The organism is Marinifilum sp. RC60d5 (assembly GCF_052400665.1).
Taxonomy (GTDB): domain Bacteria; phylum Bacteroidota; class Bacteroidia; order Bacteroidales; family Marinifilaceae; genus JBQTGK01.
In genome coordinates, this window is sequence record NZ_JBQTGK010000011.1 from 74,603 (window position 1) to 99,398 (window position 24,796).

The 24,796-nt window shown below is 33.9% G+C and carries 18 protein-coding genes and 1 riboswitch; of the genes, 13 read left to right on the forward strand and 5 right to left on the reverse strand.

The window, feature by feature from the left end; all coding sequences use genetic code 11:
• Positions 1 to 5: 5 nt before the first annotated feature.
• The gene (locus ACT3CE_RS16550) at positions 6 to 914 is read right to left on the reverse strand and encodes a S66 peptidase family protein (protein WP_444710884.1); all 909 of its coding nucleotides are present in this window, start codon (positions 912 to 914) and stop codon (positions 6 to 8) included.
• Between the two features lie 387 nt (positions 915 to 1,301).
• Between ACT3CE_RS16550 and metG the strand changes: the two genes are divergently transcribed.
• Positions 1,302 to 3,332: a methionine--tRNA ligase gene (gene metG, locus ACT3CE_RS16555; RefSeq protein WP_444710885.1), complete on the forward strand. Its 2,031-nt coding sequence runs from the start codon at positions 1,302 to 1,304 to the stop codon at positions 3,330 to 3,332.
• 59 nt (positions 3,333 to 3,391) lie between these two features.
• Here the strand turns inward: metG and ACT3CE_RS16560 are convergent, their stop codons facing one another.
• Positions 3,392 to 4,342 carry an HU domain-containing protein gene (locus tag ACT3CE_RS16560; protein ID WP_444710886.1) on the reverse strand — a complete coding sequence of 317 codons (951 nt, stop codon included), beginning with the start codon at positions 4,340 to 4,342 and terminating at the stop codon, positions 3,392 to 3,394.
• A 175-nt stretch (positions 4,343 to 4,517) separates the two neighbouring features.
• On the opposite strand from ACT3CE_RS16560, the gene galE reads away from it, so the two are divergent.
• Both galE and rfbB read left to right on the forward strand, forming a co-directional pair.
• Positions 4,518 to 5,537 carry a UDP-glucose 4-epimerase GalE gene (gene galE / locus ACT3CE_RS16565; RefSeq protein WP_444710887.1) on the forward strand — a complete coding sequence of 340 codons (1,020 nt, stop codon included), beginning with the start codon at positions 4,518 to 4,520 and terminating at the stop codon, positions 5,535 to 5,537.
• A 38-nt stretch (positions 5,538 to 5,575) separates the two neighbouring features.
• Complete coding sequence (gene rfbB / locus ACT3CE_RS16570; protein ID WP_444710888.1) at positions 5,576 to 6,631, forward strand: dTDP-glucose 4,6-dehydratase; 1,056 nt, start codon at positions 5,576 to 5,578, stop codon at positions 6,629 to 6,631.
• 54 nt (positions 6,632 to 6,685) lie between these two features.
• Here rfbB and glmS read toward each other — a convergent pair whose 3' ends face one another.
• Positions 6,686 to 8,521, reverse strand: coding sequence for a glutamine--fructose-6-phosphate transaminase (isomerizing) (gene glmS / locus ACT3CE_RS16575; protein ID WP_444710889.1), 1,836 nt, complete (start codon positions 8,519 to 8,521; stop codon positions 6,686 to 6,688).
• A gap of 249 nt (positions 8,522 to 8,770) precedes the next feature.
• The gene (locus ACT3CE_RS16580) at positions 8,771 to 9,580 is read right to left on the reverse strand and encodes a glycogen/starch synthase (RefSeq protein WP_444710890.1); all 810 of its coding nucleotides are present in this window, start codon (positions 9,578 to 9,580) and stop codon (positions 8,771 to 8,773) included.
• Between the two features lie 192 nt (positions 9,581 to 9,772).
• On the opposite strand from ACT3CE_RS16580, the gene panC reads away from it, so the two are divergent.
• The 4 genes from panC to radA all read left to right on the forward strand — a co-directional run bounded on the left by panC (position 9,773) and on the right by radA (position 13,184).
• Positions 9,773 to 10,612: a pantoate--beta-alanine ligase gene (panC, locus tag ACT3CE_RS16585; protein ID WP_444710891.1), complete on the forward strand. Its 840-nt coding sequence runs from the start codon at positions 9,773 to 9,775 to the stop codon at positions 10,610 to 10,612.
• Positions 10,613 to 10,630: 18 nt separating this feature from the next.
• Positions 10,631 to 10,981, forward strand: a complete 351-nt coding sequence (gene panD / locus ACT3CE_RS16590) for an aspartate 1-decarboxylase (RefSeq protein ID WP_444710892.1) — start codon at positions 10,631 to 10,633, stop codon at positions 10,979 to 10,981.
• A gap of 243 nt (positions 10,982 to 11,224) precedes the next feature.
• On the forward strand, positions 11,225 to 11,722 hold the full coding sequence (gene rfaE2 / locus ACT3CE_RS16595; protein ID WP_444710893.1) for a D-glycero-beta-D-manno-heptose 1-phosphate adenylyltransferase: 498 nt from the start codon (positions 11,225 to 11,227) through the stop codon (positions 11,720 to 11,722).
• An 88-nt stretch (positions 11,723 to 11,810) separates the two neighbouring features.
• Positions 11,811 to 13,184 carry a DNA repair protein RadA gene (gene radA / locus ACT3CE_RS16600; protein ID WP_444710894.1) on the forward strand — a complete coding sequence of 458 codons (1,374 nt, stop codon included), beginning with the start codon at positions 11,811 to 11,813 and terminating at the stop codon, positions 13,182 to 13,184.
• Positions 13,185 to 13,332: 148 nt separating this feature from the next.
• Positions 13,333 to 13,532: riboswitch (cobalamin riboswitch) on the reverse strand.
• A 42-nt stretch (positions 13,533 to 13,574) separates the two neighbouring features.
• Here the strand turns inward: radA and ACT3CE_RS16605 are convergent.
• Positions 13,575 to 15,950 carry a transglycosylase domain-containing protein gene (locus ACT3CE_RS16605; RefSeq protein WP_444710895.1) on the reverse strand — a complete coding sequence of 792 codons (2,376 nt, stop codon included), beginning with the start codon at positions 15,948 to 15,950 and terminating at the stop codon, positions 13,575 to 13,577.
• Between the two features lie 208 nt (positions 15,951 to 16,158).
• Between ACT3CE_RS16605 and topA the strand changes: the two genes are divergently transcribed.
• From topA to porN, 6 genes are all read left to right on the forward strand, one after another.
• Positions 16,159 to 18,576, forward strand: a complete 2,418-nt coding sequence (gene topA, locus ACT3CE_RS16610; RefSeq protein WP_444710896.1) for a type I DNA topoisomerase — start codon at positions 16,159 to 16,161, stop codon at positions 18,574 to 18,576.
• Positions 18,577 to 18,952: 376 nt separating this feature from the next.
• Positions 18,953 to 19,885, forward strand: a complete 933-nt coding sequence (locus ACT3CE_RS16615; protein WP_444710897.1) for a PorP/SprF family type IX secretion system membrane protein — start codon at positions 18,953 to 18,955, stop codon at positions 19,883 to 19,885.
• A 43-nt stretch (positions 19,886 to 19,928) separates the two neighbouring features.
• Complete coding sequence (gene porK / locus ACT3CE_RS16620; protein WP_444710898.1) at positions 19,929 to 21,263, forward strand: type IX secretion system lipoprotein PorK/GldK; 1,335 nt, start codon at positions 19,929 to 19,931, stop codon at positions 21,261 to 21,263.
• 45 nt (positions 21,264 to 21,308) lie between these two features.
• Positions 21,309 to 22,262: a type IX secretion system motor protein PorL/GldL gene (gene porL / locus ACT3CE_RS16625; RefSeq protein ID WP_444710899.1), complete on the forward strand. Its 954-nt coding sequence runs from the start codon at positions 21,309 to 21,311 to the stop codon at positions 22,260 to 22,262.
• Positions 22,263 to 22,286: 24 nt separating this feature from the next.
• On the forward strand, positions 22,287 to 23,837 hold the full coding sequence (porM, locus tag ACT3CE_RS16630) for a type IX secretion system motor protein PorM/GldM (protein ID WP_444710900.1): 1,551 nt from the start codon (positions 22,287 to 22,289) through the stop codon (positions 23,835 to 23,837).
• Between the two features lie 15 nt (positions 23,838 to 23,852).
• Positions 23,853 to 24,695, forward strand: coding sequence for a type IX secretion system ring protein PorN/GldN (gene porN / locus ACT3CE_RS16635; RefSeq protein ID WP_444710901.1), 843 nt, complete (start codon positions 23,853 to 23,855; stop codon positions 24,693 to 24,695).
• Positions 24,696 to 24,796: the final 101 nt, after the last annotated feature.

The window sequence follows — 24,796 nt, forward strand, 5'->3', positions numbered from 1 at the left end:
AATTATTACCTTTTATCCCAAACCAGTTTCACCTGTTCTTTGTCTACACTTAATTTTACGTACCTTCCCAAAGGCAATGCCCAATTTTCCAGTATGTGTCCGGCAGGAAAACCATATACAACAGGATAAGAATAAGCCTTAACCGCCTCATTTATAATTTGGTAAGCAGTTTTTCCAAAATCAGGATTCCCAGCTTTCATATCGCTCATTCCTCCAACAATTAGTCCCTTAATATCTGCAAGTTTATCACCCAATCTTAAGTTTTGCATCATACGATCTAAGTGATACAATTCTTCCCCAACATCTTCAATAAATAAAATTTTTTCATAAGTCTCAAAATCAATCTTAGTTCCCCTTAAACTATAAAGTATCGATAAATTTCCCCCCATCAATTCTCCTTCAGCATTACCAACACGATTCAATTTATTAGATTCAATTTCATAATCCTCAACATTCCCCATTATTGCATTTACCATACTTGTAAGCGATTTATTCTCCCCTGTATCCGGAAAATTAACTGGCATAGTTGAATGTAAACTTTCAATTTCAAGAATATTATTTATATAAGTATGAAAAATGGTAATATCACTATAACCTATAATCCATTTCGGATTACGAATAAACCAATCAAAATCTATATGCTCTAGTATTCGCACACTTCCATATCCTCCACGAGCACAGAGTATCGCTTTAATTTCAGGATCGTTTAACATCGATTGAAAATCATATAACCTATGGATATCTGTTCCTGCAAATTGATTATATTCATCGAAAACATGCTTTCCTAAAACTACTTTAAAGCCTATCTCCTCCAATTTATTTACCGCAAGCCCAACTTTTTCGGGGTCAATTTTTCCTGCTGGCGCTACAATTCCAATTTTATCTCCTTTTTTTAAGGCAGCTGGCTGATACATATCTATTTAGTTTTTTTGAAAAGTAAGTTCAAATTAAGAATAAAATACAAAGGGATAACAAATTTTTTAGCAATTCTATCTTATCTTTGCAAACAATTCGGTTAAAAGACTTTTTTAACCGAAAATGTAAGCAAAATTAAGGTAGGAAGATATAATCTTAAAGCAGAAAAGTATTTTCCTTTTGAAAAAATATTTTGAAACATACATCTGTAAATAATCAACAATACAGAAAAAAGCATGACTATTAACAAAAGTACAAGCTTAAATGTTACAGAATAAAAGTCACAAATGAAGCAAACATGAATATTATTATTCTATAATTACAAAATAGAATAGTAACGATACATCTGATATTCCATATTGCAAATGAATACAAATTATAATAATATGAAAAAATTTAACCGAACGCTTGTAACTACAGCTTTACCTTATGCTAACGGACCTGTTCATATTGGTCACCTGGCTGGAGTATACGTTCCTGCAGATATCTACGTAAGATACTTAAGAATGAAAGGAGAAGATGTTCTTTTAATTGGTGGTTCCGACGAACACGGTGTACCTATTACCATCAAAGCAAAAAAAGAGGGAATAACTCCACAGGATGTAGTCGACAAGTATCACAATATTATTAAAGATTCATTTGAGAAATTTGGTATCTCTTTCGATGTTTACTCAAGAACCAGTTCTAAAATACATGCCGAAACAGCTTCTGATTTTTTTAAAACATTGTACGATAAAGGAGAATTTATCGAAAAAACAAGTGAACAATACTACGATGCTGATGCAAATCAATTTTTAGCAGATAGATACATTACCGGAACTTGTCCTCATTGTAACAGCGAAGGTGCTTACGGAGACCAATGCGAGAGCTGTGGAACTTCTTTAAATGCTACAGATCTTATTAATCCAACCTCTTCGATTACTGGGAACAAACCAGTACTTAAAGAAACCAAACACTGGTATTTACCACTTGATAAATACGAGCCTTTTCTAAAAAAATGGATTCTTGAAGAACACAAAGAATGGAAACCAAATGTTTACGGACAATGCAAATCATGGTTAGATAACGGACTTCACCCTCGTGCTGTAACCCGCGATTTAAACTGGGGAGTTCCTGTTCCTGCCGAAGGTGCAGAAGGAAAAGTTCTTTACGTTTGGTTCGATGCTCCTATTGGTTATATCTCGGCAACGAAAGAATTAACTCCCGATTGGGAAAAATACTGGAAAGCTGAAGATTCAAAAATGGTTAATTTCATTGGAAAAGACAATATTGTATTCCACTGTATTATTTTTCCATCGATGCTAAAAGCTGAAGGATCTTATATTTTACCAGAAAATGTTCCTTCAAATGAATTTTTAAATCTAGAAGGAGATAAAATTTCAACCTCAAGAAATTGGGCCGTTTGGTTACACGAATATTTAGAAGAATTTCCCGAAAAACAAGATGTTCTTCGTTATGTTCTTACAGCAAATGCTCCCGAAACAAAAGATAATGACTTTACCTGGAAAGATTTTCAGGCAAGAAATAATAATGAGTTAGTAGCTGTTTTAGGAAACTTTGTAAATCGTGCTTTAGTTTTAACACACAAATATTACAAAGGAATAGTTCCTGCTCAAGGTGAGTTAAGCGATTTCGATAAAGAAACAATTGCTCAAATTCCTGTTTTAAAAGAGCAAGTAGAAAAGAATTTAGAAACTTACCATTTTCGAGAAGCTTTAAAAGAAGCAATGAACTTGGCTCGTTTAGGGAATAAATACCTTGCTGATACAGAGCCTTGGAAACTAGCAAAAACCGATCCTGAGAGAGTGAAAACAATCCTGAATATCTCTCTTCAGATAAGCACTAATCTTACAACTTTAATTGAACCTTTTTTACCATTTACAGCCAAAAAGCTTCGCGAATTTCTTAATATAGAATCTCTTTCGTGGGAAAATATTGGAGCAAGTGTAATTAAGGAAGGTCATCAGATTAACAAAGCATCTTTACTTTTCGAAAAAATTGAAGATGAAACTATTCAAGCTCAAGTTGATAAACTTTTGGCAACAAAAGCAGCAAACGAAGCCGAAAATAAAGTTGTTACTCCTGCAAAAGAGAATATCAATTTTGATGATTTTATGAAAATGGATGTTCGTGTAGGAACAATTACCGAAGCAGAAAAGGTGGCGAAAACCAAAAAACTTTTAAAGTTAACTGTTGATACTGGAATTGATCATAGAACCATTGTTTCGGGAATTGCAGAACACTACAAACCAGAAGAAATTATTGGCAAACAAGTTAGTGTTTTGGTAAATCTTGAACCAAAAAAATTAAAAGGAATAGAATCTCAGGGAATGATTTTAATGGCTGAAGATGCAGATGGAAAATTATCATTTGTTTCTCCCGACCAAAGCATAAAACCTGGATCTGAAATCAGATAAAATACAGACAAAAAAAAAGCGCTTTCTTATGAAAAGCGCTTTTTTTATGTGTTTTTATATTATTTCTTTAAAACCCAATACGATGATTTAGGATTTGCAGCAATTACCTTCTTTTTAAATTTATCAACAGCAGTTCTACTATTAAACTTATTAATTGCAACCGAATACAAATTCTTATTTCTGATAATAATTGCAGGATAAGACTTCGAAATTAATTCTTTCTGCAAAATCTTAGCATTATCGGTAGTAGTAAAACTACCAGCAATAAGATAATACATATTACTACTTACTTTTTGCACACTAACACCCGCCGATTTATTTTCAAGCTTAGGTTCATATTTTACCAATTCTTCAGGTGGCGAAATTTGAGCTTTTAACTGTACATGATTTTCACTAATGGCAGCTTTGCTATCAGAAAATCCCATTGATGCAGAATTTAAAAATGAAGATCGATCAGTATTTAAAGGCAAGAAAATTACTACTGAAATACAAGCTGCTGCGGCAGTATACCAAATTCTTTTTCTAGTAAAAAAACTCTTTACTTTAACCGAATTGGCACCAATATTATGAATTCTTTCCTCTACAGGTTTACTTAACTCGGTAAAAGATAGTTGTTCCAAACCAAAAGCATCAACCAAATAATTCATATTATTTGATGGCTCAAATTGTAAATTGTGCCTTCTATCATTAAAAAAAACACCAATATTATTCAATTCAACCTTTTCTCCTCGCTGAATTTTAACTTTTATATCTTCAACAAAAAACAGAATTGATTTTTCAGCCTCGGTATAATTTAAATTTTCCGAATCAGCTAAGTGATTAATCAATAAACCATCATTTTGGATTAAATTACGGTTAAAACCAATATCTTTCGAAGGGGGTAAAACAAGCTGCTGATTATCATCAAATTTTGCAGATTTGTAATTAGCTACAAACCCACCAAAACCTGGTAGAATTACACAGTCATGAACGAATAATAAATCTTCAATATATTTTGATACTTCAAGCATAATACACAAATATAATTAAAATTTTATGTCACTCAAATGGATTTTCTGCGTACAAGCAACAATGTTTTAATAATCAGCGATTTTCCTTTTAAAAAATAATTTAAATAAATTACTTAAGCTTATCAATAAAAAACTCCTTAATTTTACTTATCATTTACAATACATTAAATAAACTATGAAAAAACAAATACTTGTAGCGGGCGGAACTGGATATATTGGATCTCATACAACAGTTGAACTTCAAAATAATGGTTTCGAAGTTATTATTGCAGACAATTTATCAAATTCGAAAATAGAAGTTTTAGACGGTATTGAAGCCATTACAGGAATAAGACCTATTTTTGAAAAAGTAGACTTAAGTGTAATCGAGGAAACTGAAGCGTTTTTTAAAAAATACTCTAAGGTTCAGGCAATTATCCATTTTGCTGCAAACAAAGCAGTTGGCGAATCGGTAGCGAAACCATTAATGTACTATCGCAACAACTTAAATTCTCTTATGAATATTTTGGAAGCGATGAAAGAACATAAAATTCCAAATTTGGTATTTTCATCATCCTGTACTGTTTATGGTCAACCTGATAAGTTACCTGTTACAGAATCTACTCCAAGAAAAGAAGCTGAATCGCCTTACGGTAATACAAAATCGATAAGTGAAGATATTATTCGCGATACAGTGAAAGCTCATCCTGAACTAAAAGGAATTGCCTTACGATATTTTAATCCTATTGGTGCTCATCCATCATCAAAAATTGGTGAATTACCACTAGGTGTACCCAATAATTTAATTCCGTTTATAACACAAACTGTTGCAGGAATTCGTCCAGAACTTAGCGTTTTTGGCGACGATTACAGCACCCCCGACGGATCATGCATTAGAGACTACATTAATGTTGTAGATCTTGCAAAAGCTCATGTAGTAGCAATTGAAAGATTACTGAAAAACAAAAATGACTCAAACTACGAATATTTTAATGTAGGAACAGGCCAAGGAATATCGGTTCTTGAAATTATTGAGGGTTTTGAACGATCAACTGGAAAAAAAGTACCGCACAAAATTGTAGCTCGTCGTCCGGGCGATGTAGAGCAAATTTATGCAGACACCTCATTTGCAAATAAAACTTTAGGATGGAAATCGGAAAGTTCTCTGGATGACACCCTTTTATCGGCCTGGAAATGGCAGGAAAATTTAAAATAATAGATTCAATTAATTTCTAAGCTTTAAAATTACGACTGATGAAAAAGAAAATTTTAATTACTGGTGGTGCCGGCTTTATTGGATCTCATGTAATTCGACTATTTGTAAATAAATATCCTAATTACGAGATTATAAATTTAGACGCTTTAACTTACGCCGGAAATCTTGAGAACTTATGCGATGTAGACTCCAAGCCGAACTACAGTTTTATAAAAGGTGATATTACTGATTTAGAATTTGTTACAAACTTATTTAATAAATATAAGTTTGATGGAGTATTACATCTTGCTGCAGAATCGCATGTAGACCGATCAATTTCAGATCCATTGGCTTTTATCAATACCAATATTTTAGGAACAGTAAACCTACTAAATGCAGCAAAAGAGGTCTGGAAAGATGAAATGAGCGATAAAAAGTTTTATCATATTTCTACTGATGAGGTTTATGGATCGCTGGGAATAACAGGAAAATTTACCGAAACTACTTCTTACGATCCAAGAAGTCCATATTCTGCTTCAAAAGCAAGTTCAGACCATTTGGTACGCGCGTATTTTCATACTTATAAATTACCGGTTGTTATTTCTAATTGCTCCAATAATTATGGAGCCAATCAGTTTCCTGAGAAATTAATTCCTTTGGTAATTAATAATATTAAACATTCGAAAACTTTACCTATTTACGGTAAAGGCGATAACATAAGAGATTGGCTATTTGTAGAAGATCACGCTTTAGCCATTGATAAAATATACCACGAAGGTAAAGTTGGGGAAACCTATAATATTGGCGGTAATAATGAGTGGACTAATATCGATCTGGTAAAAAAACTTTGCGATATTATGGATAAAAAACTTGATCAGGCAATTGGTACTTCTCAAAAACTTATCAGTTTTGTTAAAGATCGAGCTGGCCATGATATGAGATATGCTATTGATGCTTCAAAAATTGAAAAAGAACTTGGATGGAAACCAAGCATTAAATTTGAAGAAGGTTTCGAACAAACCATTGATTGGTATTTAGAAAATACCGAATGGTCGGATCATATTCTCTCGGGAGATTACGAGAAATATTACGAAAAGCAATATAAAAACAGATAAAAAGAAAGAGCGATGAATAACAACATCGCTCTTTTTATATACTTAATTTTAAGTTTATTCTACAGTAACCGATTTAGCCAAATTTCGTGGCTGATCTACATTACATCCGCGCAATACGGCAATATAATAAGAAATTAACTGGAAAGGAATAACCGTTAATAATGGAGCCAAAGATTCCAATGTTTCCGGTATCTCAATAACATGATCGGCCATTTTACTAATCACCGTATCTCCTTCAGTAACAATAGCAATAACATGTCCTTTTCTTGCTTTCACTTCCTGAATATTGCTTACAATTTTCTCATAAGATTTATCCTTGGTTGCAGCAACAAAAACTGGCATTTGCTCATCAATTAAAGCAATAGGGCCATGTTTCATTTCTGCAGCAGGATAGCCTTCAGCATGGATGTATGAAATCTCTTTCAATTTAAGAGCTCCTTCCAAAGCAACTGGGAACAAGAATCCTCGACCTAAGTACAATGCATTTGTAGAATCTACGTATTTTTTTGATAATTCTTTAATGTCATCCACTTTATTTAAAATTCTTTGAATTTTTTCTGGTAAGTTTGTAAACTCCGCAATTAACTTATGATAATGATCCTTTTCTAGAGTTCCTTTTCTGTAGCCAACAAGCATTGCCATCATAGTTAAAACAGTTACCTGAGCAGTAAATGCTTTTGTCGATGCAACCCCAATTTCTGGTCCTGCATGAGTATAAACACCAGCATCAGTTTCACGAGGAATACTTGAACCAACTACATTACAAATACCAACAACTGTTGCTCCAGCTTCCTTCGCCAGCTTAATAGCCGCCAATGTATCGGCAGTTTCCCCACTCTGACTAATTGCAAGAACGATATCATCCTCAAAAATCACAGGATTTCTATATCTAAATTCAGAAGCATATTCTACTTCAACAGGTATTCTGGCAAATTTTTCGAATAAATATTCGCCTACCATTCCTGCATGCCAAGAAGTTCCACAACCAATAATTAAAATTCGTCGTGCATTTACCAGTTTTGGAATTACATCGTTAATACCACCAAGAAATACTTCTTTATTTTTAGCTGAAACCCTACCTCTAATCGTATCGTGAATAGAACTAGTTTGCTCAAAAATTTCCTTAAGCATGAAATGTTCGTATCCACCTTTTTCTATTTGCTCTATATCTAAATCTAAATGCTGAATATGTGGAATTAACTTATCGTTTTGAATCGTTTTCAATGTCAGTTCATCACGACTGATAATAGCTACATCATTATCGTTAAGGTAAATTACACTTTGAGTGTACTCGATAATAGGGGTTGCATCAGAAGCTAGAAAATACTCTCCATTTCCTACACCTACTACAAGCGGACTCCCTTTTCTTGCAGCAATTAACTGCTCTGGTTCATCTTCACTAATTACTACTAAACCGTAAGCACCCACAACTTTTGTAAGAGCTAAACGAACAGCTATTTCAGCAGAAACTTCTCCTTTTAAATAGATATACTCAATTAAATTAGCTAATACTTCAGTATCAGTATCGCTCTTAAACGTATATCCACGTTTTATCAGTTTTTCTTTAAGAAGTGCATAATTTTCAATAATTCCATTATGAATTATTACAAATTTACCATTCATCGACTTATGAGGATGCGCATTTTCATCATTAGGCTCTCCGTGTGTAGCCCAACGAGTATGACCAATTCCAATAGATCCGGAAATATCATGTCCTTTTACATGATTTTCTAAATCCTGAACTTTACCTTTACATTTAAACAACTGGGTCTGATTTGTACGAAGGGCAATACCTGCTGAATCGTATCCGCGATATTCCAACCTTTTTAAACCATTTACCAGAATAGGGTAAGCATCCTTACCTCCAATATAACCAACTATTCCACACATAAATACATAAGTTTCGATTTCGGTACCACGCAAAATCGGTTTATTACTTTTAATCAACAAAATTTTACTTGAATTTTATTTTAAAATCATATCAGGTAAAATATATTATCGATTCAATTATCATAAATTTGATCTAAAAATACAATAAGTTCATTTAGCCTCCAAACTTGTTATTAATTTAGAAACGGGCATAAAAAAGGTGCATAAAACATAGTTTAAATGCACCTATCATATTTTTAGAAAACCAACTTATTCTGCAACCAATTCGTCGTAAAAATCAGAATAAGCTGAAACATATTCATCTTTATTTTTATAGTCCATAAACGGTTTTCCACTTGCCTGAGCATAAGCTTTTATTTCTTCATTAATGCTTTCGCTACCCATAATAATAGCATCCGACTGATCGATTGCTAGTTTATGCAAAGAAACATAAGATGCATTTTCCAAAACCGTTACATCATCAGCTGTTACACCCTCAATTATTGCTTTATCTTTAAAATCAGCACTAAAAGGGGTAGTAAACTCATCATCGTAAATCGAGAATACAACTTTTGTATCGGTAAACAAAGGATCTTCGTTAAATGCCTTCTTAAGATACAAAGGCAATAATCCTGTGAACCATCCCTGGCAATGTACAACATCCGGAGCCCAACGTAATTTCTTAACCGTTTCTAACACACCTCTTGCAAAGAAAATAGCTCTCTCATCGTTATCGGCAAAAGCTTCGCCATTTTCATCAAGTAAAACTTTTTTTCTTTGAAAATAATCCTCATTATCAATGAAATAGACCTGCATTCTAGCAGCTTGAATAGAAGCCACTTTGATAATTAGGGGGTGATCTGTATCATCGATAATTAAATTCATACCCGACAGACGGATCACTTCATGTAATTGATTTCTTCTCTCATTAATACATCCGTATCGAGGCATGAAAGTTCTAATCTCTTTTCCTTTTTCTTGGATTCCCTGCGGTAAATGTCTTCCAATATCAGACATTTCACTTTCAGGGAGGTAAGGGGTAATTTCTTGTGAAACAAACAATACTTTTGTCTTTTCCATATAGTCGCTAAATATTAATACAGATTATCTGCGCAAAATTAATAAAAATATTTAATAATCATGATCTTGATTAAGCTTAAAGCACCTACAAAACAATTAAATGCACTTATTATTTCTATTGTAATCAATTATTTATTTTATTTGCAGTCGTAACTAAAAATCAAAATGATTTTGTAAGACTATTTTAACGGAATGAAAACAGTAAAGCTTGTAGCTGATACAAAAGCAATAATCAGCAAATATAAAGCAGAAGGAAAAAGTGTAGGATTTGTCCCTACAATGGGTGCTTTACACGCCGGACATTTATCTTTAACCGAACAATCTGTTAAAGATAACGACATTACAATTGTAAGTATATTTGTAAATCCTACTCAGTTTAATAATCCTAATGATTTAAAATCATACCCTCGATGTATCGATGAAGATCTTGATAAGTTATCAAAATTTAGTCCTGATATCATTTTTATTCCAGAAGTTGAAGAAATGTACCCTGAACCTGATACCAGAATTTTTAATTTTGGCAATCTGGACCAAATAATGGAAGGAAAAAACAGGCCAGGACATTTTAATGGAGTAGCTCAGGTTGTAAGTAAACTTTTTGATATTATAAATCCAGATAATGCCTATTTTGGTCAAAAAGATTTTCAGCAAGTAGCTGTTATTAAGCAGATGGTGAAAGATCTTAAGTTAAGCGTAAATATCGTTCCCTGCCCTATTATCAGGGAAAAAGATGGTTTAGCTATGAGCTCGAGAAATACGCTACTCAATGATGAGCAAAGAAAAAATGCATCAAAAATATCTGAAACTTTATTTAAAGCTCGTAACTTAGTACCCAAATTAAACGTAATTCAATTAAAGGATTGGGTAGTTAAAGAAATCAATAAAAACCCATATCTTTCTGTAGAGTATTTTGAAATCGTAGATGATACACATTTAAACCAGATTAAAAACTGGGATGAAGACAATATTAAAATTGGGTGTATCACCGTTCAGGTAGGAAACATTAGATTGATTGATAACGTAACTTTTTAATAATTAGTTAAAGGCGATATGTACATTGAAGTTTGTAAGTCGAAGATTCACAAAGCATCAGTAACTGGTGCTAATCTTCAGTATGTTGGAAGCATAACCATAGATGAAGATCTAATGGATGCAGCCAACTTGATCGAAAATGAGAAGGTTCAGATTGTAAATATCAACAATGGTGAACGTTTGGAAACTTATGTGATTCGTGGCGAAAGAGGTTCAGGGACAATTTGCCTGAATGGTGCCGCAGCAAGAAAGTGCGCAGTTGGTGATGTAGTTATCATTATCGCCTATGCATCGATGGAATTTGAGGAAGCAAAAAAATGGGAACCAAGTTTGGTATTCCCAGATACTGCTACCAATAAATTAATTTAGATTAATTTTAAGATACAAACAAAAGGCTGTTCTTTCGGGATCAGCCTTTTTTTATACCAACTTTAAATCTAATGCCCCAATACAGAAACTGCAATTCTATATTTATTACAAAACTTATATCAACTAAGTGCTACCTCTTTAAATAAAATAGAGTAAACCATCCACCCTTATTGCAGTTAGGCATTAGCTTTAATACTTGTTACTCTCTAAACGATACTGTAACTTTAAGCAAAATCTTATAAAATGGACAAATTACAATTGATAAAAGATAAAATTTTTTTTAAGCAGGAAGATGCTTATAATAAATTACAAACCTGGAGATTTAAAGAAGAAAAAATAGTATTCTCTAACGGATGTTTTGACATTGTACATCGGGGACATTTAGAATATTTAGCCAGTGCCGCTGCAATGGGAAATAAAATGATAATTGGTTTAAACACCGATTTATCAACCCAAAGATTAAAAGGTCCTACTCGCCCAATTAACGATGAATATTCCAGAGCCTTATTACTCGCTTCGCTTGGCTTTGTTGATATGGTAATTTTATTTGAAGAAGATACTCCTTTCAATTTGATAAACTTTGTTCAGCCCGATGTATTGGTTAAAGGATCGGATTACAAAGCAGAAGATATTGTTGGATACGATATTGTTAAAACCAAAGGTGGAGAAATTAAAACACTTGATTTTATCGAAGGGTTTTCGTCAACTGGGATTATCAAAAAAATACAAAACGAAAAATAATAAAGTTTCAGACAAAATATCTAAATACAAATTTTTCTAAATAAAATTATTTTTTCATTATTAATTACTCATTGTTAATTATTTAAACGTGGTTACGAAAGCTAAAACAAAAAGTGCATGGTTCTGTCAGAACTGTGGTGTCGAATCGGCAAAATGGGTAGGCAAATGCCCTTCCTGCGGCGAATGGAATACTTTTGTTGAAGAGATAGTTGTTAAATCAAAGGCTTCGAACATTGTTGGCACCAATGAAAATGTGAAAAACAAACCTCTAAAAATTTCTGAGATCTCATCATCGGAAGAAAAACGATTTAACACCGAAGACATGGAGTTAAATAGAGTTTTAGGAGGAGGATTAGTACCCGGATCTTTAATATTAATTGGAGGAGAACCAGGAATTGGAAAATCAACTCTGGCTTTACAAATTGCTCTTCGCCTTAAAAATTTCACGACTTTATATGTATCGGGCGAAGAGAGTGCCCAACAAATAAAATTAAGAGGAAACAGAATAAATTCTGATAACGAAAAATGCTTAATTGTGAGTGAAACAGCAATGGAGAATATCTTTACTCACATTAAGAACACACAGCCAAATATTGTGGTTATCGATTCGATTCAAACGCTGGCTACAGAAAGAATAGAGGCTGGTCCAGGCAGTGTTTCTCAAATTAGAGAATGTACGGCTCAACTGCTTCAATTCGCCAAACAATCGGCCGTTCCGGTTCTTTTAATTGGTCACATTACCAAAGATGGCAATTTAGCCGGACCAAAAATTCTTGAGCACATGGTTGATACTGTACTTCAGTTCGAAGGCGATCAAAACCACATGTATCGTATTTTGCGAGCCACAAAAAATCGTTTTGGTTCTACCTCCGAAATGGGAATTTATGAAATGCAGCATACTGGCTTACGAGAAGTTTCCAATCCATCGGAGCTTTTACTTTCTCAGGAAGATGAGAGCTTAAGTGGCACAGCAATTTCAGCTTCCATTGAAGGAATGCGTCCTTTTCTGATAGAAATACAAGCACTGGTTAGCTCGGCGGCTTATGGCACACCTCAACGTTCTTCAACAGGTTTCGATCTTCGGAGACTAAACATGCTATTAGCGGTATTAGAAAAAAGAGCTGGATTCAGAATTTCTACAAAAGATGTTTTTCTAAATATTGCTGGTGGAATAAAAGTTAATGATCCCGCTATCGATTTGGCAGTAATTATTGCAATTCTTTCTTCGAGTACCGACATTTCAATTCCCAAAGAAGTCTGTTTTGCAGGAGAAATTGGTTTATCAGGAGAAATTAGATCTGTAAATCGTATAGATCAAAGAATTAGCGAAGCCGAAAAGCTGGGTTTCAAGCAGATATTTATTCCAAAATACAATTCTAAAGGCCTGAACATCTCTAAATTTAATATCAAAATTCATTTGGTAAGTAAAGTTGGTCAGGTTTTTCAAACTCTTTTCAGATAAAAATAAAAGAGGATGTCTTGGCAAGACATCCTCTAAAGTAAACAGTTACTATGAATTTTTTTTATGATTCGAATATGGCATTTCGAATCTACTAGCGTCGGAATTAGAAAGAATAAAATGAATCTTTCCGCTTTTCTCGCCCGAAAGCTAAAATCCATTAATTTAGGCAGGTCTTCTGGCTTACTCCGGTTTTAAACTCCTTCCCATCCCGAATACTTTGGACAGTGGAACAATTGTTTAAAACACAGATCATTACTGAATCGGAGTTTACAGCTGCGGGGACAGCTCCTGAATTAAACAGGATTCCCTATTATTCCCTTTTCAGGGACCTAAATCACATTACAATTTTAAGAAAATAAATTGATCTTTCAATAAATTATCAACCGAATATTAAAAGAAATCCTCATCTTCAGAATCTTGTAATTCGGTGTTATTAGATTTATTAGATTCCGACTCACAATCAAGGTTAATAATCACCCCTCTAGGCTTTTCAAAATCTCCTTGTGATACATTTAAATCTTTGTCAGCATATACTTTTTTCATGTACAGCGCCCATATTGGCAATGCCATATTAGCTCCCTGTCCTAATCGGATTCCTTCGAAGTGAATCGCTCTATCTTCGGCACCAACCCAAACTCCTGATACCAATTCAGGAGTAATTCCCATAAACCATCCATCGGAATGATTTTGAGTTGTTCCGGTTTTTCCTCCAATAGGATTATACAAATTATAGGTAAACCTTAACCTCACCCCAGTACCTTTATTAACAACACCCTGCAACAAGTTTGTCATTAAATAGGCTGTTTTTTCATTCATCACCTCTTTCTTACGAGGAACCGACTGAGCTATCAAATTTCCTTTGCTATCCTCAATTTTACTTATAAATCGTGGTTTTATATAAACCCCTTTATTTACAAAAGAACTATAAGCACCAACCATTTCGTAAACCGAAATTTCTGAGGTTCCCAAAAAAATTGATGGAACAGGATCCATTCTACTTACAACACCCATTTTATGAGCCATAGAAACCACAGCTTTGGGTGTAGTTTGCTTTAATACCCAACCCGAAATATTATTTACCGAATTGGCCAAACCCCATTTTAGAGTCACCATTTCTCCTGCCTTTTTTTCGGTCGAGTTTCTCGATGCCCAAGGTGTACCATCAGGTAATATAAAAGTCTGTGGTATATTTGGCACCTTATCGCAAGGAGACAAACCATCCTGCATTGCCAAAGTATATAAAAATGGTTTAATAGTAGAACCTACCTGACGTTTTCCAACACTTACCATATCGTACATAAAATGCTTATAGTTAGGACCTCCAACATAAGCTCGCACTTCTCCAGTTTGGGGAACCATTGACATAAATCCTGCACGCAAAAACCCCTTATAATACAACATCGAATCCATGGGTGTTAAGGTAGTATCCCGTTCTCCCTGCCAGGTAAAAATTTTCATTTCTGTTGGCTTAGAAAAGGATTCTTTTATCGCATCAAATTTTAATCCCTTTTTACGCATTACTCGATATCTTTCACTTCTGCGTATTGATAAGTCAAGCTGATGTTCAACTTCTTCGGTACTTAAATCATCCGAAAAAGGAGGTCTTCTATGATGTTGCTTTTCTCTATCAAAAGCTTTTTGCAAATTAAGTCCCAAATGCTCTTCCACTGCCTGTTCAGCATACTTTTGCATTCTCGAATCAATGGTCGTATAAATTTTTAGTCCATCCTTATAAATGTTGTATGGAGAACCATCAGCCTTCTGATTTTTATTACACCATCCATAAAAAGGATTATTATCCCACTCCAGAGAATCTTCTTTAAAACGTTGTAAATTCCACGATGGATAATTCTTACGCTCAGGCTTTTTAGCTGTTAAGGACATTCTTAGGTATTCTCTAAAATAAGGCGCCATTCCCCTTTTATGATCTACTTTCTGATAATCGATACCAAGAGGTAAATTCTTAAGCGAATCGTAAACTTCTTTCTCTAGATAATCATATTTCACCATCTGAGCCAATACCACATTTCGCCTGTCTTTAGTTAATTCGGGTCTACGTAAAGGATTATAATAAGAAGAATTTTTAGCCATACCTACCAGCATAGCAGCTTGTTCAAGCCTAAGAGAATCGGGTGTAGTATTAAAATATACATTTGCTGCAGATTTAATTCCAACAGCTAAATTCAAGAAATCATATTTATTAAAATACATTGTCATGATTTCCTCTTTTGTATAGCTTCGCTCAAGTTTTACAGCAATCACCCACTCTCTAAATTTTCTAAAAACAATATCCAGCTTACTGTTAAAACTTTCGCGCGGAAACAACATTTTAGCCAATTGCTGAGAAATAGTACTACCTCCACCAGCATTTTTATTTCCTGTAATTAAACCTTTCACAACACGACCTAAACCACGAATATCAACTCCAGAATGATTTTCATATCTCACATCTTCAGTAGCAATTAATGCTTTTTGCAAATAAGGAGAGATTTCGTGGTATTCCACGTACGAACGATTTTGAAAATAAAACTTCCCAATCAACTCATTATCCACAGTGTAAACTTCAGTAGCTAAGCTACTTTTCGGATTTTCCAACTCTTCGAAAGTTGGCATAAAACCAAATTTTCCATTAGATACACCAGCAAAAAATAATACCATTGCTAATACCCCAAACAGAAAAACAGACCAAAAAATGATCAGCGATTTCTTGAATTTTCTCAGATTTGATTCCTGATTTGTTTCAGTACTTGGATTAATTTCAGACATTTTATACCAATTGTTTTTTATTGAGCTGTAAAAATAGCAAATTATATTCTAATAGGTAAGACGTATTTTTCTTGATTTTATTGGCTAAGAGTTATACAATATAAACATGTAATTGCAAAATAAATACAACAAAATTTTGAACTTAGGCTGCTTATTGTTTTACTTTGCAGAAAATTTTAACCTTAACTTTCCAAAGCACAAATACGAGATGGTAGAGAATTTAGTAATAGTCGAGTCCCCTGCAAAAGCAAAAACAATCGAGAAATTTCTTGGTAAAGACTTCTTGGTAAAATCAAGCTTTGGGCATATTCGGGATTTGGAAAAAAAGGATTTTGGAATTGATATTCAGAATAATTTCACCCCAAAATATGTAGTTTCTACAGATAAAAAAAAGGTAGTTGCAGAACTTAAAAAGTTAGCTAAAGAAGCTAAGGTTGTCTGGATCGCATCCGATGAGGACCGCGAGGGAGAAGCTATTGCATGGCACCTTTTCGAAGTTCTAAAACTTAAAAAAGAAAACACCAAACGAATTGTATTCCACGAAATTACAAAAGATGCAATATTAAAAGCTGTCGAAAATCCTCGTGATATCGACGATAATTTAGTAAATGCACAACAAGCACGTAGAATTCTAGACCGCTTAGTAGGTTTTGAAATTTCTCCGGTATTGTGGAAAAAAGTTAAACCTCAACTATCTGCAGGCCGTGTTCAATCTGTATCGGTACGCTTAATCGTTGAACGCGAAAGGGAAATTATTGCTTTTAAGCCCGAAGCTTTTTATAAAATTGTTGCCAACTTCATGGTAACTGAAGAAAATGGAACACAAAAAAACCTAAAAGCTGAATATCCAAAAAGATTTTCATCGAAAGAAGAAACCTTACAATTTCTTGAAAGTTGTAAAAATGCAGACTATAAAATTAATGAGATAGAGAAAAAACCTTCTACTCGTAAGCCTGCAGCTCCTTTCACTACTTCAACCTTACAACAGGAAGCAAGTAGAAAATTAGGTTTCTCGGTTTCTCAAACAATGGCAGTTGCTCAACGTTTATATGAAGCTGGAAACATTACATATATGAGAACCGATTCGGTAAACCTATCCGACACTGCACTAGCTGCCGCTAAAGAAGAAATTACCAGACATCATGGTTCAGAGTATGTTAAAATCAGAAAATACCACACAAAAAATAAAGGAGCACAAGAAGCTCACGAGGCCATTCGTCCAACTTATCTCGATAGAGAAGTAATTAGTGGAGAATCTAACGAAATTCGCCTGTATAATTTAATCTGGAAAAGAACCATTGCCTCACAAATGAGTGATGCCAAATTGGAGAAAACCAACATTAAGATTGTAGCATCAACCAATGGAAAACAATTTGTTGCAAGTGGTGAAATGATAAAATTCGATGGATTCCTGAAAGTTTACATGGAGTCTACCGATGATGAAAGATCAAAACAAGAAGAAACCTTACTTCCACAAGTAAAGGTAAACGATCCTGTAACTGAGAATTTTCTGAATGCAACTCAACATTTCACTCATCGTCCACCAAGATATACCGAAGCCAGTTTGGTTAAAAAACTGGAAGAACTTGGCATTGGTCGTCCATCCACCTACGCACCAACTATTACTACGGTTCAAAATCGTGGATATGTAGTTAAAGAATCGCGCGATGGTGTTGAAAGAAAATATGAAATTATTAGTCTGAAAGAAAACAACATTACCGAAGAAATAAAAACACAAATTACAGGAGCTGACAATAAAAAACTATTTCCTGCGGATATAGGAATGGTAGTAACCGATTTTTTAACTGAGCACTTTCCTAATGTAATGAATTACAATTTTACAGCCGATGTAGAAAAAGAATTCGATGATATTGCTATGGGAAAAATGATTTGGTATGAAATGATTGGTAAATTCTACAATCCATTCCATGATAATGTTGAAAAAACACTTGAACACTCTGCCCGATCAACCGGAGAAAGAATTTTAGGTGAAGATCCAAAAACCGGAAAAGTAATTTTGGTGCGAATTGGAAGATATGGTCCTATGGCTCAGCTTGGACAAACATCGGAAGATAAAGAAGCAGAAGCTCCAAAATTTGCAAGCCTCCGACCAGGACAGCATTTGGAAACTATTACACTAGAAGAAGCTATCGATCTATTTAAACTGCCTCGCGATCTGGGTTTGTATGAAGATAAAAAAGTTGTAGTTGCCATAGGTCGATTTGGTCCTTACGTTAGACATGATGGAAAATTTGCTTCTTTAAAGAAAGACATTGATGATCCAATGGAAATTGATTTGCCACGTGCTATTGAATTAATTGAAGAAAAAAGAAAAAAAGATCGTGAGAAATTCATTAAAGGCTTTGATGAAGATCCAGATCTTCAAATTCTAAATGGCCGTTGGGGACCATACATTGCATATCAGAAAGAAAATTACCGTTTAGCCAAAGATATCGAAGACCCAAAAGTATTAAGCTTTGAAGACTGCATGAAAATTATTAAAAATACTCCTAAAAAGAAAACAGGTAAAAAAACTGTAACTAAAAAAGCAACAGCAAAAAAAGCGACAGGAAAAAAGACAACTACAAAGAAAAAAACAAGTACCACCAAAAAAACGAAAAAATAAAATTTCTAATAAAAATAATCAGGGCTTTACATTTTAATGTAAAGCCCTTTTTTATTGTGTTTTTTTGAGCTATTAATATTTCTTCAAGATATACTTATTGTTAATCAAGATTAAAAAAGTAAAAAAAACATTAACAAAATAAATAAATCGACGTAATAAAGAATTACAATATGAAGTAAAAGTTATTATTTACCGTAGCCTTTACACATTAACTTATTTAATTTAATATTAAGACCCTTAGCAATTCTAAGAAAGTAAAATAATAAATTTTAATGATTAAAGTGCTTGAATCTCTGATAAAACTTGTAAGGAATATTTATTTTTATTTACTTTACTCCTCACAGTTTTTGACCGTTACTGAACTATAAAGTATTTCATGAAAAAATTATTGTTCTTCATAATATTTTTTTGTTTTGCCCTGAAAATGAGAGCTCAACAAGATCCACAGTTCAGTCAAAATATGTTTAATATTCTCGCCATAAACCCTGCTTATGCAGGATCCGAGGATAATATTGTTGTATCTGCAATAAACAGACAACAATGGGTTGGCTTCGATAATGCACCTGTTACAACTATTGTAAATCTTAGCACACCTGTTCATATTGCAGGCACAAAACACGGTTTAGGCTTAAGTGTAGTTAGAGACGAACTAGGTTTAGAAAAAAACACAGGAATCCGATTCAGCTATGCTTATATAAAGAAACTAAACAAAGGTTCTTTGCATTTTGGAATTAGTGTTGGATTTCAAAATAATGCATTAAAAGGTGAATGGTTTATTCCTGAAGGAGACGAATTTACTTCTGCAGCAGAAGATTTGGGGTCAGCTACAATTGATGAAGGTAAAATGATTTTTGATCCTGGATTAGGGATTTTTTATCAAAGTGATAACTTTTATGCTGGTCTTTCCGTATCGCATGTCACAGAACCAACTGTTTCGTATAACGAATCGGTAGAAACTTATTTGGCAAGACATTATTATGCCACTGCTGGATATACAGTAAAACTTGATGAAACCTGGGAAGTAATACCTTCAGTATTTTACAAAACTGATGCTGTTGTTTCTCAAATTGATATAAACAGTTTGATTCGGTACAATAAAAAGATTTGGGGTGGCGTTTCATATAGAGTGGATGATGCAATTGTTGGCATGATGGGAGTTTTATTTAATAATGGAATTCAAATAGGATATGCTTACGATGTTTCAACATCAAAAATTGCTAAAGGATCGCATGAATTTCTACTAATGTATAAATTCAACACTAAATTAGAAAGCCGAAATCAAAAATATAAGAGTATTCGATTTTTATAAAAAATTTAAAAATCTGTGCTAAAGCACAATTTACAAAACCACTATGAATAAACTATTTACAACACTTTGTGTAATTGTTTTGTTATTCTTATCCAGCTGCGGAAGCCGCACTGGAAACGGAGAGCTTGTTGGTGCGGGTCCTAGAGGAAAATGGTTCGAACCAAAACCTTACGGTATGGTATTAATTCCTAGAGGAAGTTTTACAATGGGACCAAATGACCAAGATGTAGCTTGGGCATTAAATGCAACAGCCAAAACTGTTTCGGTTGAATCTTTTTGGATGGATGAAACAGAAATCACAAACAACGAATATCGTCAATTTGTATATTGGGTACGAGATTCAATTGCAAGACAATTATTAGGACAACAATTCGAAGAATTTTTAATTGCCGAAGATCAAAACGGAAATCCTATCGATCCGCCTTTTATAAACTGGGAAGAGCGATTAGAATGGAACGATGAAGAATATGTTGAAATTCTGGAAGAAATGTATCTGCCAGAACACGAAAGATTTTTCCGCAACAAAGAAATTGATACTCGAAAATTAAAATATCAATACCAATGGGTTGATCTGCAACAAGCAGCTAAAAAATCGAATCGCTATAATTACGAAACAGGCGAATACGAAGGAATGGTTGATGACTACAAAGGTGGAAGAAAACAAATTGAAGACCGATCTTCTTTTATCATGAAAGAAGCCTTGAATATTTATCCTGATACTTTATGCTGGATTCAGGATTTTACCTACTCTTATAATGATCCATGGACCAAACAATATTTTTGGCATCCTGGTTATGACGATTATCCTGTAGTTGGTGTTTCATGGAAACAAGCAACAGCCTTTTCTATATGGAGGACCCGCTTCCATAACTCAGCTTTAAAAAGAGAAGGAGACTACCCAGTTCAAGATTATCGTTTACCAACCGAATCGGAGTGGGAATATGCTGCTCGAGGTGGTTTAGCTCAAAACATGTACCCTTGGGGTGGTCCTTATACAAGAAACGATCAGGGATGTTTCCTTGGTAATTTTAAACCATTACGTGGTAATTATATTGATGATGGTGGTTTAGTAACACTTCCTGTTGGTAGCTATGAGCCAAACGAATTTGGATTGTATGATATGGCAGGTAATGTTGCAGAATGGACTTCGGGAGCTTATGATGAATCAGCATTTTCTTTTACGCATGATATGAATCCAAATTATGAATATAACGCACTTCCGGATGATGCTCCTGCCTTAAAAAGAAAAGTAATAAGAGGTGGATCGTGGAAGGACATTGGATATTATTTACAATGCGCTACCAGAACATACGAATATCAGGATACTTCTAAATCATATATTGGTTTCCGATGTGTTCGAACTCATTTAGGTAGGTAATCTACCTCTAAACTATTTTTTTTAGACCTATTCAATAAATCTGATATGAATATTACAGAACTTGTACAATCACCGAGATGGAAAAAATTTATGGGCTACGTATATGGCTGGGGTGCTTCAGTTGTATTGATTGGTGCTTTGTTTAAAATTATGCACTACACAGGAGCCGGAACTCTGTTAACAATTGGTATGTCTGTTGAGGCAATAATTTTCTTTTTCTCAGCATTTGAACCACCGCACGAACAACCAGATTGGAGTTTAGTATATCCAGAGCTTATTGGTTTAGAGCCAAGACAACAAGCCGGTGGAGGTGTTGGCGTTCAAGCCGAAGGATTGGAACAATTACAGCAACTTCTCGAAAAAATTAGTGTTGAACCAGATAAATTGTCTCATTTAAGCGCTGGATTGGCAAAATTAACCAATGCAACAGATAGTCTTTCTAACCTTTCAGATGCTGCCACAGCTACTGATGGATATATTCAAAGTATGAATAAGGCATCAGAATCAGTAGGCGAATTTTCAGGTAAGTATGTTGATTCTACACAAGAGATCTCTAATTCTGCACAAAAACTAAGTACATCTTATCAGGAGACAGCTTCAGCAATTGAAAATTCAGGTAAAGATTTTGCAGGTAAAGTAAACGAATCTGGAAATAATTTATTGAACTCTTACCAAAAAGTAGATCAGGCATTGCAAACTGATTTTAGTAAAATTTCAGAGAATAGTAATAATTTCAATACATCTATGGAATCAATGAATAATAATTTGTCTTCATTAAATGCCATTTATGAATTGCAATTAAAACAAAGTAATCAACAAATAGACAATGCTAAGAACCTACATCAGGATTTAGATAAAGTTCTTGAAACGCTTACTGCTACTCTTGACAATGCACAAACATATCGTAAAGAAACTGAGCAATTAAATACTAATCTTTCTGCACTAAACACTATCTACGGTAACATGTTAAGTGCAATGGATCATAAAAAACAGAACTAGTCTAACCAATCAAGCTAAGCTGAAATGGGAGCAACGAATTGTAAAGAAACGCCACGGCAAAAGATGATTGGAATGATGTATTTATTTCTAACTGCAATGTTAGCCATAAATGTATCGGACGAAGTATTAGATGCTTTTACCATTATAGATAATGGTTTGTCTAAAACAATCTCAACTTTTGAACAAAAAACCGAAGCTACTTACGGAGAATTTGACAATGCCTTAAGTGCAAATGAAAATAAAGTGCGGGAATCATGGGAGCATGCACAAGAAATAAAAGCACAATCTGACACACTCTATAATTATATTCAAGCACTTAAAGAAAGAATTGTAGAAAAAGCTGATGGCCCAGAATATGATATGAATCAGATTAAAAGTCGTGATAATATCGATATTCCTGGCGAAGTAATGCTTATTAAAGGACATGGTAAAGATTTAAAAGAATCGATAGTAGCATATCGTGAAATGGTTTTAGCACTTATCGATGAAAGTGATGAAACTCTGCGAAGTGCAATTAACGAAACATTAGATACATCTAAGCCTAAGAAAAAGAAAAAAGATGATCCTAATTACACTTGGGAATCAAAACAATTTTCACATACTCCACTCGTTGGTGCAGTAACGCTTCTATCTAAAATTCAATCTGATATTAGAAATACTGAATCAGATATTGTTAATTATCTTTTTAATCAAATAGAGGCAGAATCATTTAAATTTAACAAGTTAAGAGCTGAAGTTTATGCTCCATCAAGTTATATTTTAAAAGGTGACACTTATCAGGCACAAGTATTTCTTGCTGCTGTAGACACCACTCAAAATCCTAAAATCGTAGTTGACCGAAGAGGTGAGTTAACTAATTTTGATAAAGATGGTAGAGCTATGTACACAGCTAAAGCCGATAAAATTGGACCTGTAAAATGGGGTGGAATATTAACCTATAAATCACCTTCTGGAATTGAGAAAGAGTTAGAATTTTCTGCTGATTATATCGTTGCAGAACCAAATGTTGTTGTTTCGGCAACCAAAATGAATGTATTCTATGTTGGTGTAGACAATCCTGTTAGTATTTCTGCACCAGGATTTTCATCAGATAGAGTTAGAGCAACAATGACTAACGGCAAGCTGCTTAAAAAAGGAAATAACTATATTGCTAAACCAAAAGCCGCATTCAAAAATGCTAAAGTTAGAGTTGAAGCCGATTTTGATGGAGAATGGAGACCCTTGCGGACTGTTGAATTTCGTGTAAAACCTATTCCCGACCCTATTGCTAAAATTGCTGATATGAATGGCGGTAAAATTAAGAAAAACCTATTATTGGCTCAATCAGGAATCGATGCAGTAATGGAAAATTTCGATTTTGATTTGAAATTTGATATTAAAAGTTTTACTGTTTCAACCATTGTGAAAGGCTATACAGTTGATCAATCTTCACGTAGCAGAAATTTCACCAACGAACAAATTGGAATGCTTCGAAATCTAAAAAGAAATCAGAAAGTATATTTTGAAAACATCAGAGCCGTAGGTCCTGATGGTGAAGAGAGAAATTTAGCTCCAATTATCTTTAAAATACAGTAATAAAATTTACATACAATGAAGAAAAGCTTATTACTAATTATTGGTCTTGCATTATTTTGTACCGCAAATGTATCGGCACAAACAAATGCTACTAGTGTATACACTAAAAATCATATTAAAAATCGTAAACCAATTCCGTTCTCGAATATTCGCGAATCGGATGTAATGTGGTCTAAATTGGTATGGCGGATTGTTGATCTAAGAGAAAAAATGAACCTTCCTATGTACTATCCAACAGAACCGCAGGATGATCGTTATAGTTTAATTGATCTTTTGATGTATGGAATAGAAAATGAAGGATTAACAGCTTATGGGACTAACGACGATGAGTTTAAAGTGCCAATGACGGTAGATGAAATCTATGCTAAATTTGATGCACAAAATGATACCATTACTCAACGAGATATTACAGGTAAACTAGTCAAAAAAATCATACCTGGAGAAATGCATACCGATGATGTAAAACGCTATATCATGAAAGAGCAGTGGTTTTTCGATAAACAAACCTCTACAATGCAGGTTCGTATTATTGGTATTTGTCCGATTAGAGAGTATGTTAAAGATGGAGATTCTGCAATGGATGGAGTTCAGAAAAAGAAATTATTTTGGGTTTACTTTCCTGAAGTAAGACCTTTACTGGCTACACACGAAGTGTTAAATCCTTTTAATGATGCAGCTCGATACTCTTTCGATGACTTATTTATGAAAAGAAGATTTGCAAGCTTTATTACTCAAGTTTCAAACGTTCATAACAATAGAAGTATTAGCGAATATACTGTTGGTATAAACTCAATACTTGAGGCTGAAAAGATTAAAAATGATATTTTCACGTACGAGCACGATCTTTGGGAATTCTAAAACTTATATTATAAAAATAAAAAAGACACTATCCCGCAAAGTGTGTAAATGAAATTTATAGGGTTAGGCGTTTAGTCTGACCCTATCTTCAAATATAGTTA

What these genes read in the sequence shown, in the direction of transcription:
- ACT3CE_RS16550 (WP_444710884.1), bottom strand. Translation starts at nt 914, where the DNA reads ATGTATCAGCCAGCTGCCTTAAAAAAAGGAGATAAAATTGGAATTGTA.
- metG (WP_444710885.1), top strand. Translation starts at nt 1,302, where the DNA reads ATGAAAAAATTTAACCGAACGCTTGTAACTACAGCTTTACCTTATGCT.
- ACT3CE_RS16560 (WP_444710886.1), bottom strand. Translation starts at nt 4,342, where the DNA reads ATGCTTGAAGTATCAAAATATATTGAAGATTTATTATTCGTTCATGAC.
- galE (WP_444710887.1), top strand. Translation starts at nt 4,518, where the DNA reads ATGAAAAAACAAATACTTGTAGCGGGCGGAACTGGATATATTGGATCT.
- rfbB (WP_444710888.1), top strand. Translation starts at nt 5,576, where the DNA reads ATGAAAAAGAAAATTTTAATTACTGGTGGTGCCGGCTTTATTGGATCT.
- glmS (WP_444710889.1), bottom strand. Translation starts at nt 8,521, where the DNA reads ATGTGTGGAATAGTTGGTTATATTGGAGGTAAGGATGCTTACCCTATT.
- ACT3CE_RS16580 (WP_444710890.1), bottom strand. Translation starts at nt 9,580, where the DNA reads ATGGAAAAGACAAAAGTATTGTTTGTTTCACAAGAAATTACCCCTTAC.
- panC (WP_444710891.1), top strand. Translation starts at nt 9,773, where the DNA reads ATGAAAACAGTAAAGCTTGTAGCTGATACAAAAGCAATAATCAGCAAA.
- panD (WP_444710892.1), top strand. Translation starts at nt 10,631, where the DNA reads ATGTACATTGAAGTTTGTAAGTCGAAGATTCACAAAGCATCAGTAACT.
- rfaE2 (WP_444710893.1), top strand. Translation starts at nt 11,225, where the DNA reads ATGGACAAATTACAATTGATAAAAGATAAAATTTTTTTTAAGCAGGAA.
- ACT3CE_RS16605 (WP_444710895.1), bottom strand. Translation starts at nt 15,950, where the DNA reads ATGTCTGAAATTAATCCAAGTACTGAAACAAATCAGGAATCAAATCTG.
- topA (WP_444710896.1), top strand. Translation starts at nt 16,159, where the DNA reads ATGGTAGAGAATTTAGTAATAGTCGAGTCCCCTGCAAAAGCAAAAACA.
- ACT3CE_RS16615 (WP_444710897.1), top strand. Translation starts at nt 18,953, where the DNA reads ATGAAAAAATTATTGTTCTTCATAATATTTTTTTGTTTTGCCCTGAAA.
- porK (WP_444710898.1), top strand. Translation starts at nt 19,929, where the DNA reads ATGAATAAACTATTTACAACACTTTGTGTAATTGTTTTGTTATTCTTA.
- porL (WP_444710899.1), top strand. Translation starts at nt 21,309, where the DNA reads ATGAATATTACAGAACTTGTACAATCACCGAGATGGAAAAAATTTATG.
- porM (WP_444710900.1), top strand. Translation starts at nt 22,287, where the DNA reads ATGGGAGCAACGAATTGTAAAGAAACGCCACGGCAAAAGATGATTGGA.
- porN (WP_444710901.1), top strand. Translation starts at nt 23,853, where the DNA reads ATGAAGAAAAGCTTATTACTAATTATTGGTCTTGCATTATTTTGTACC.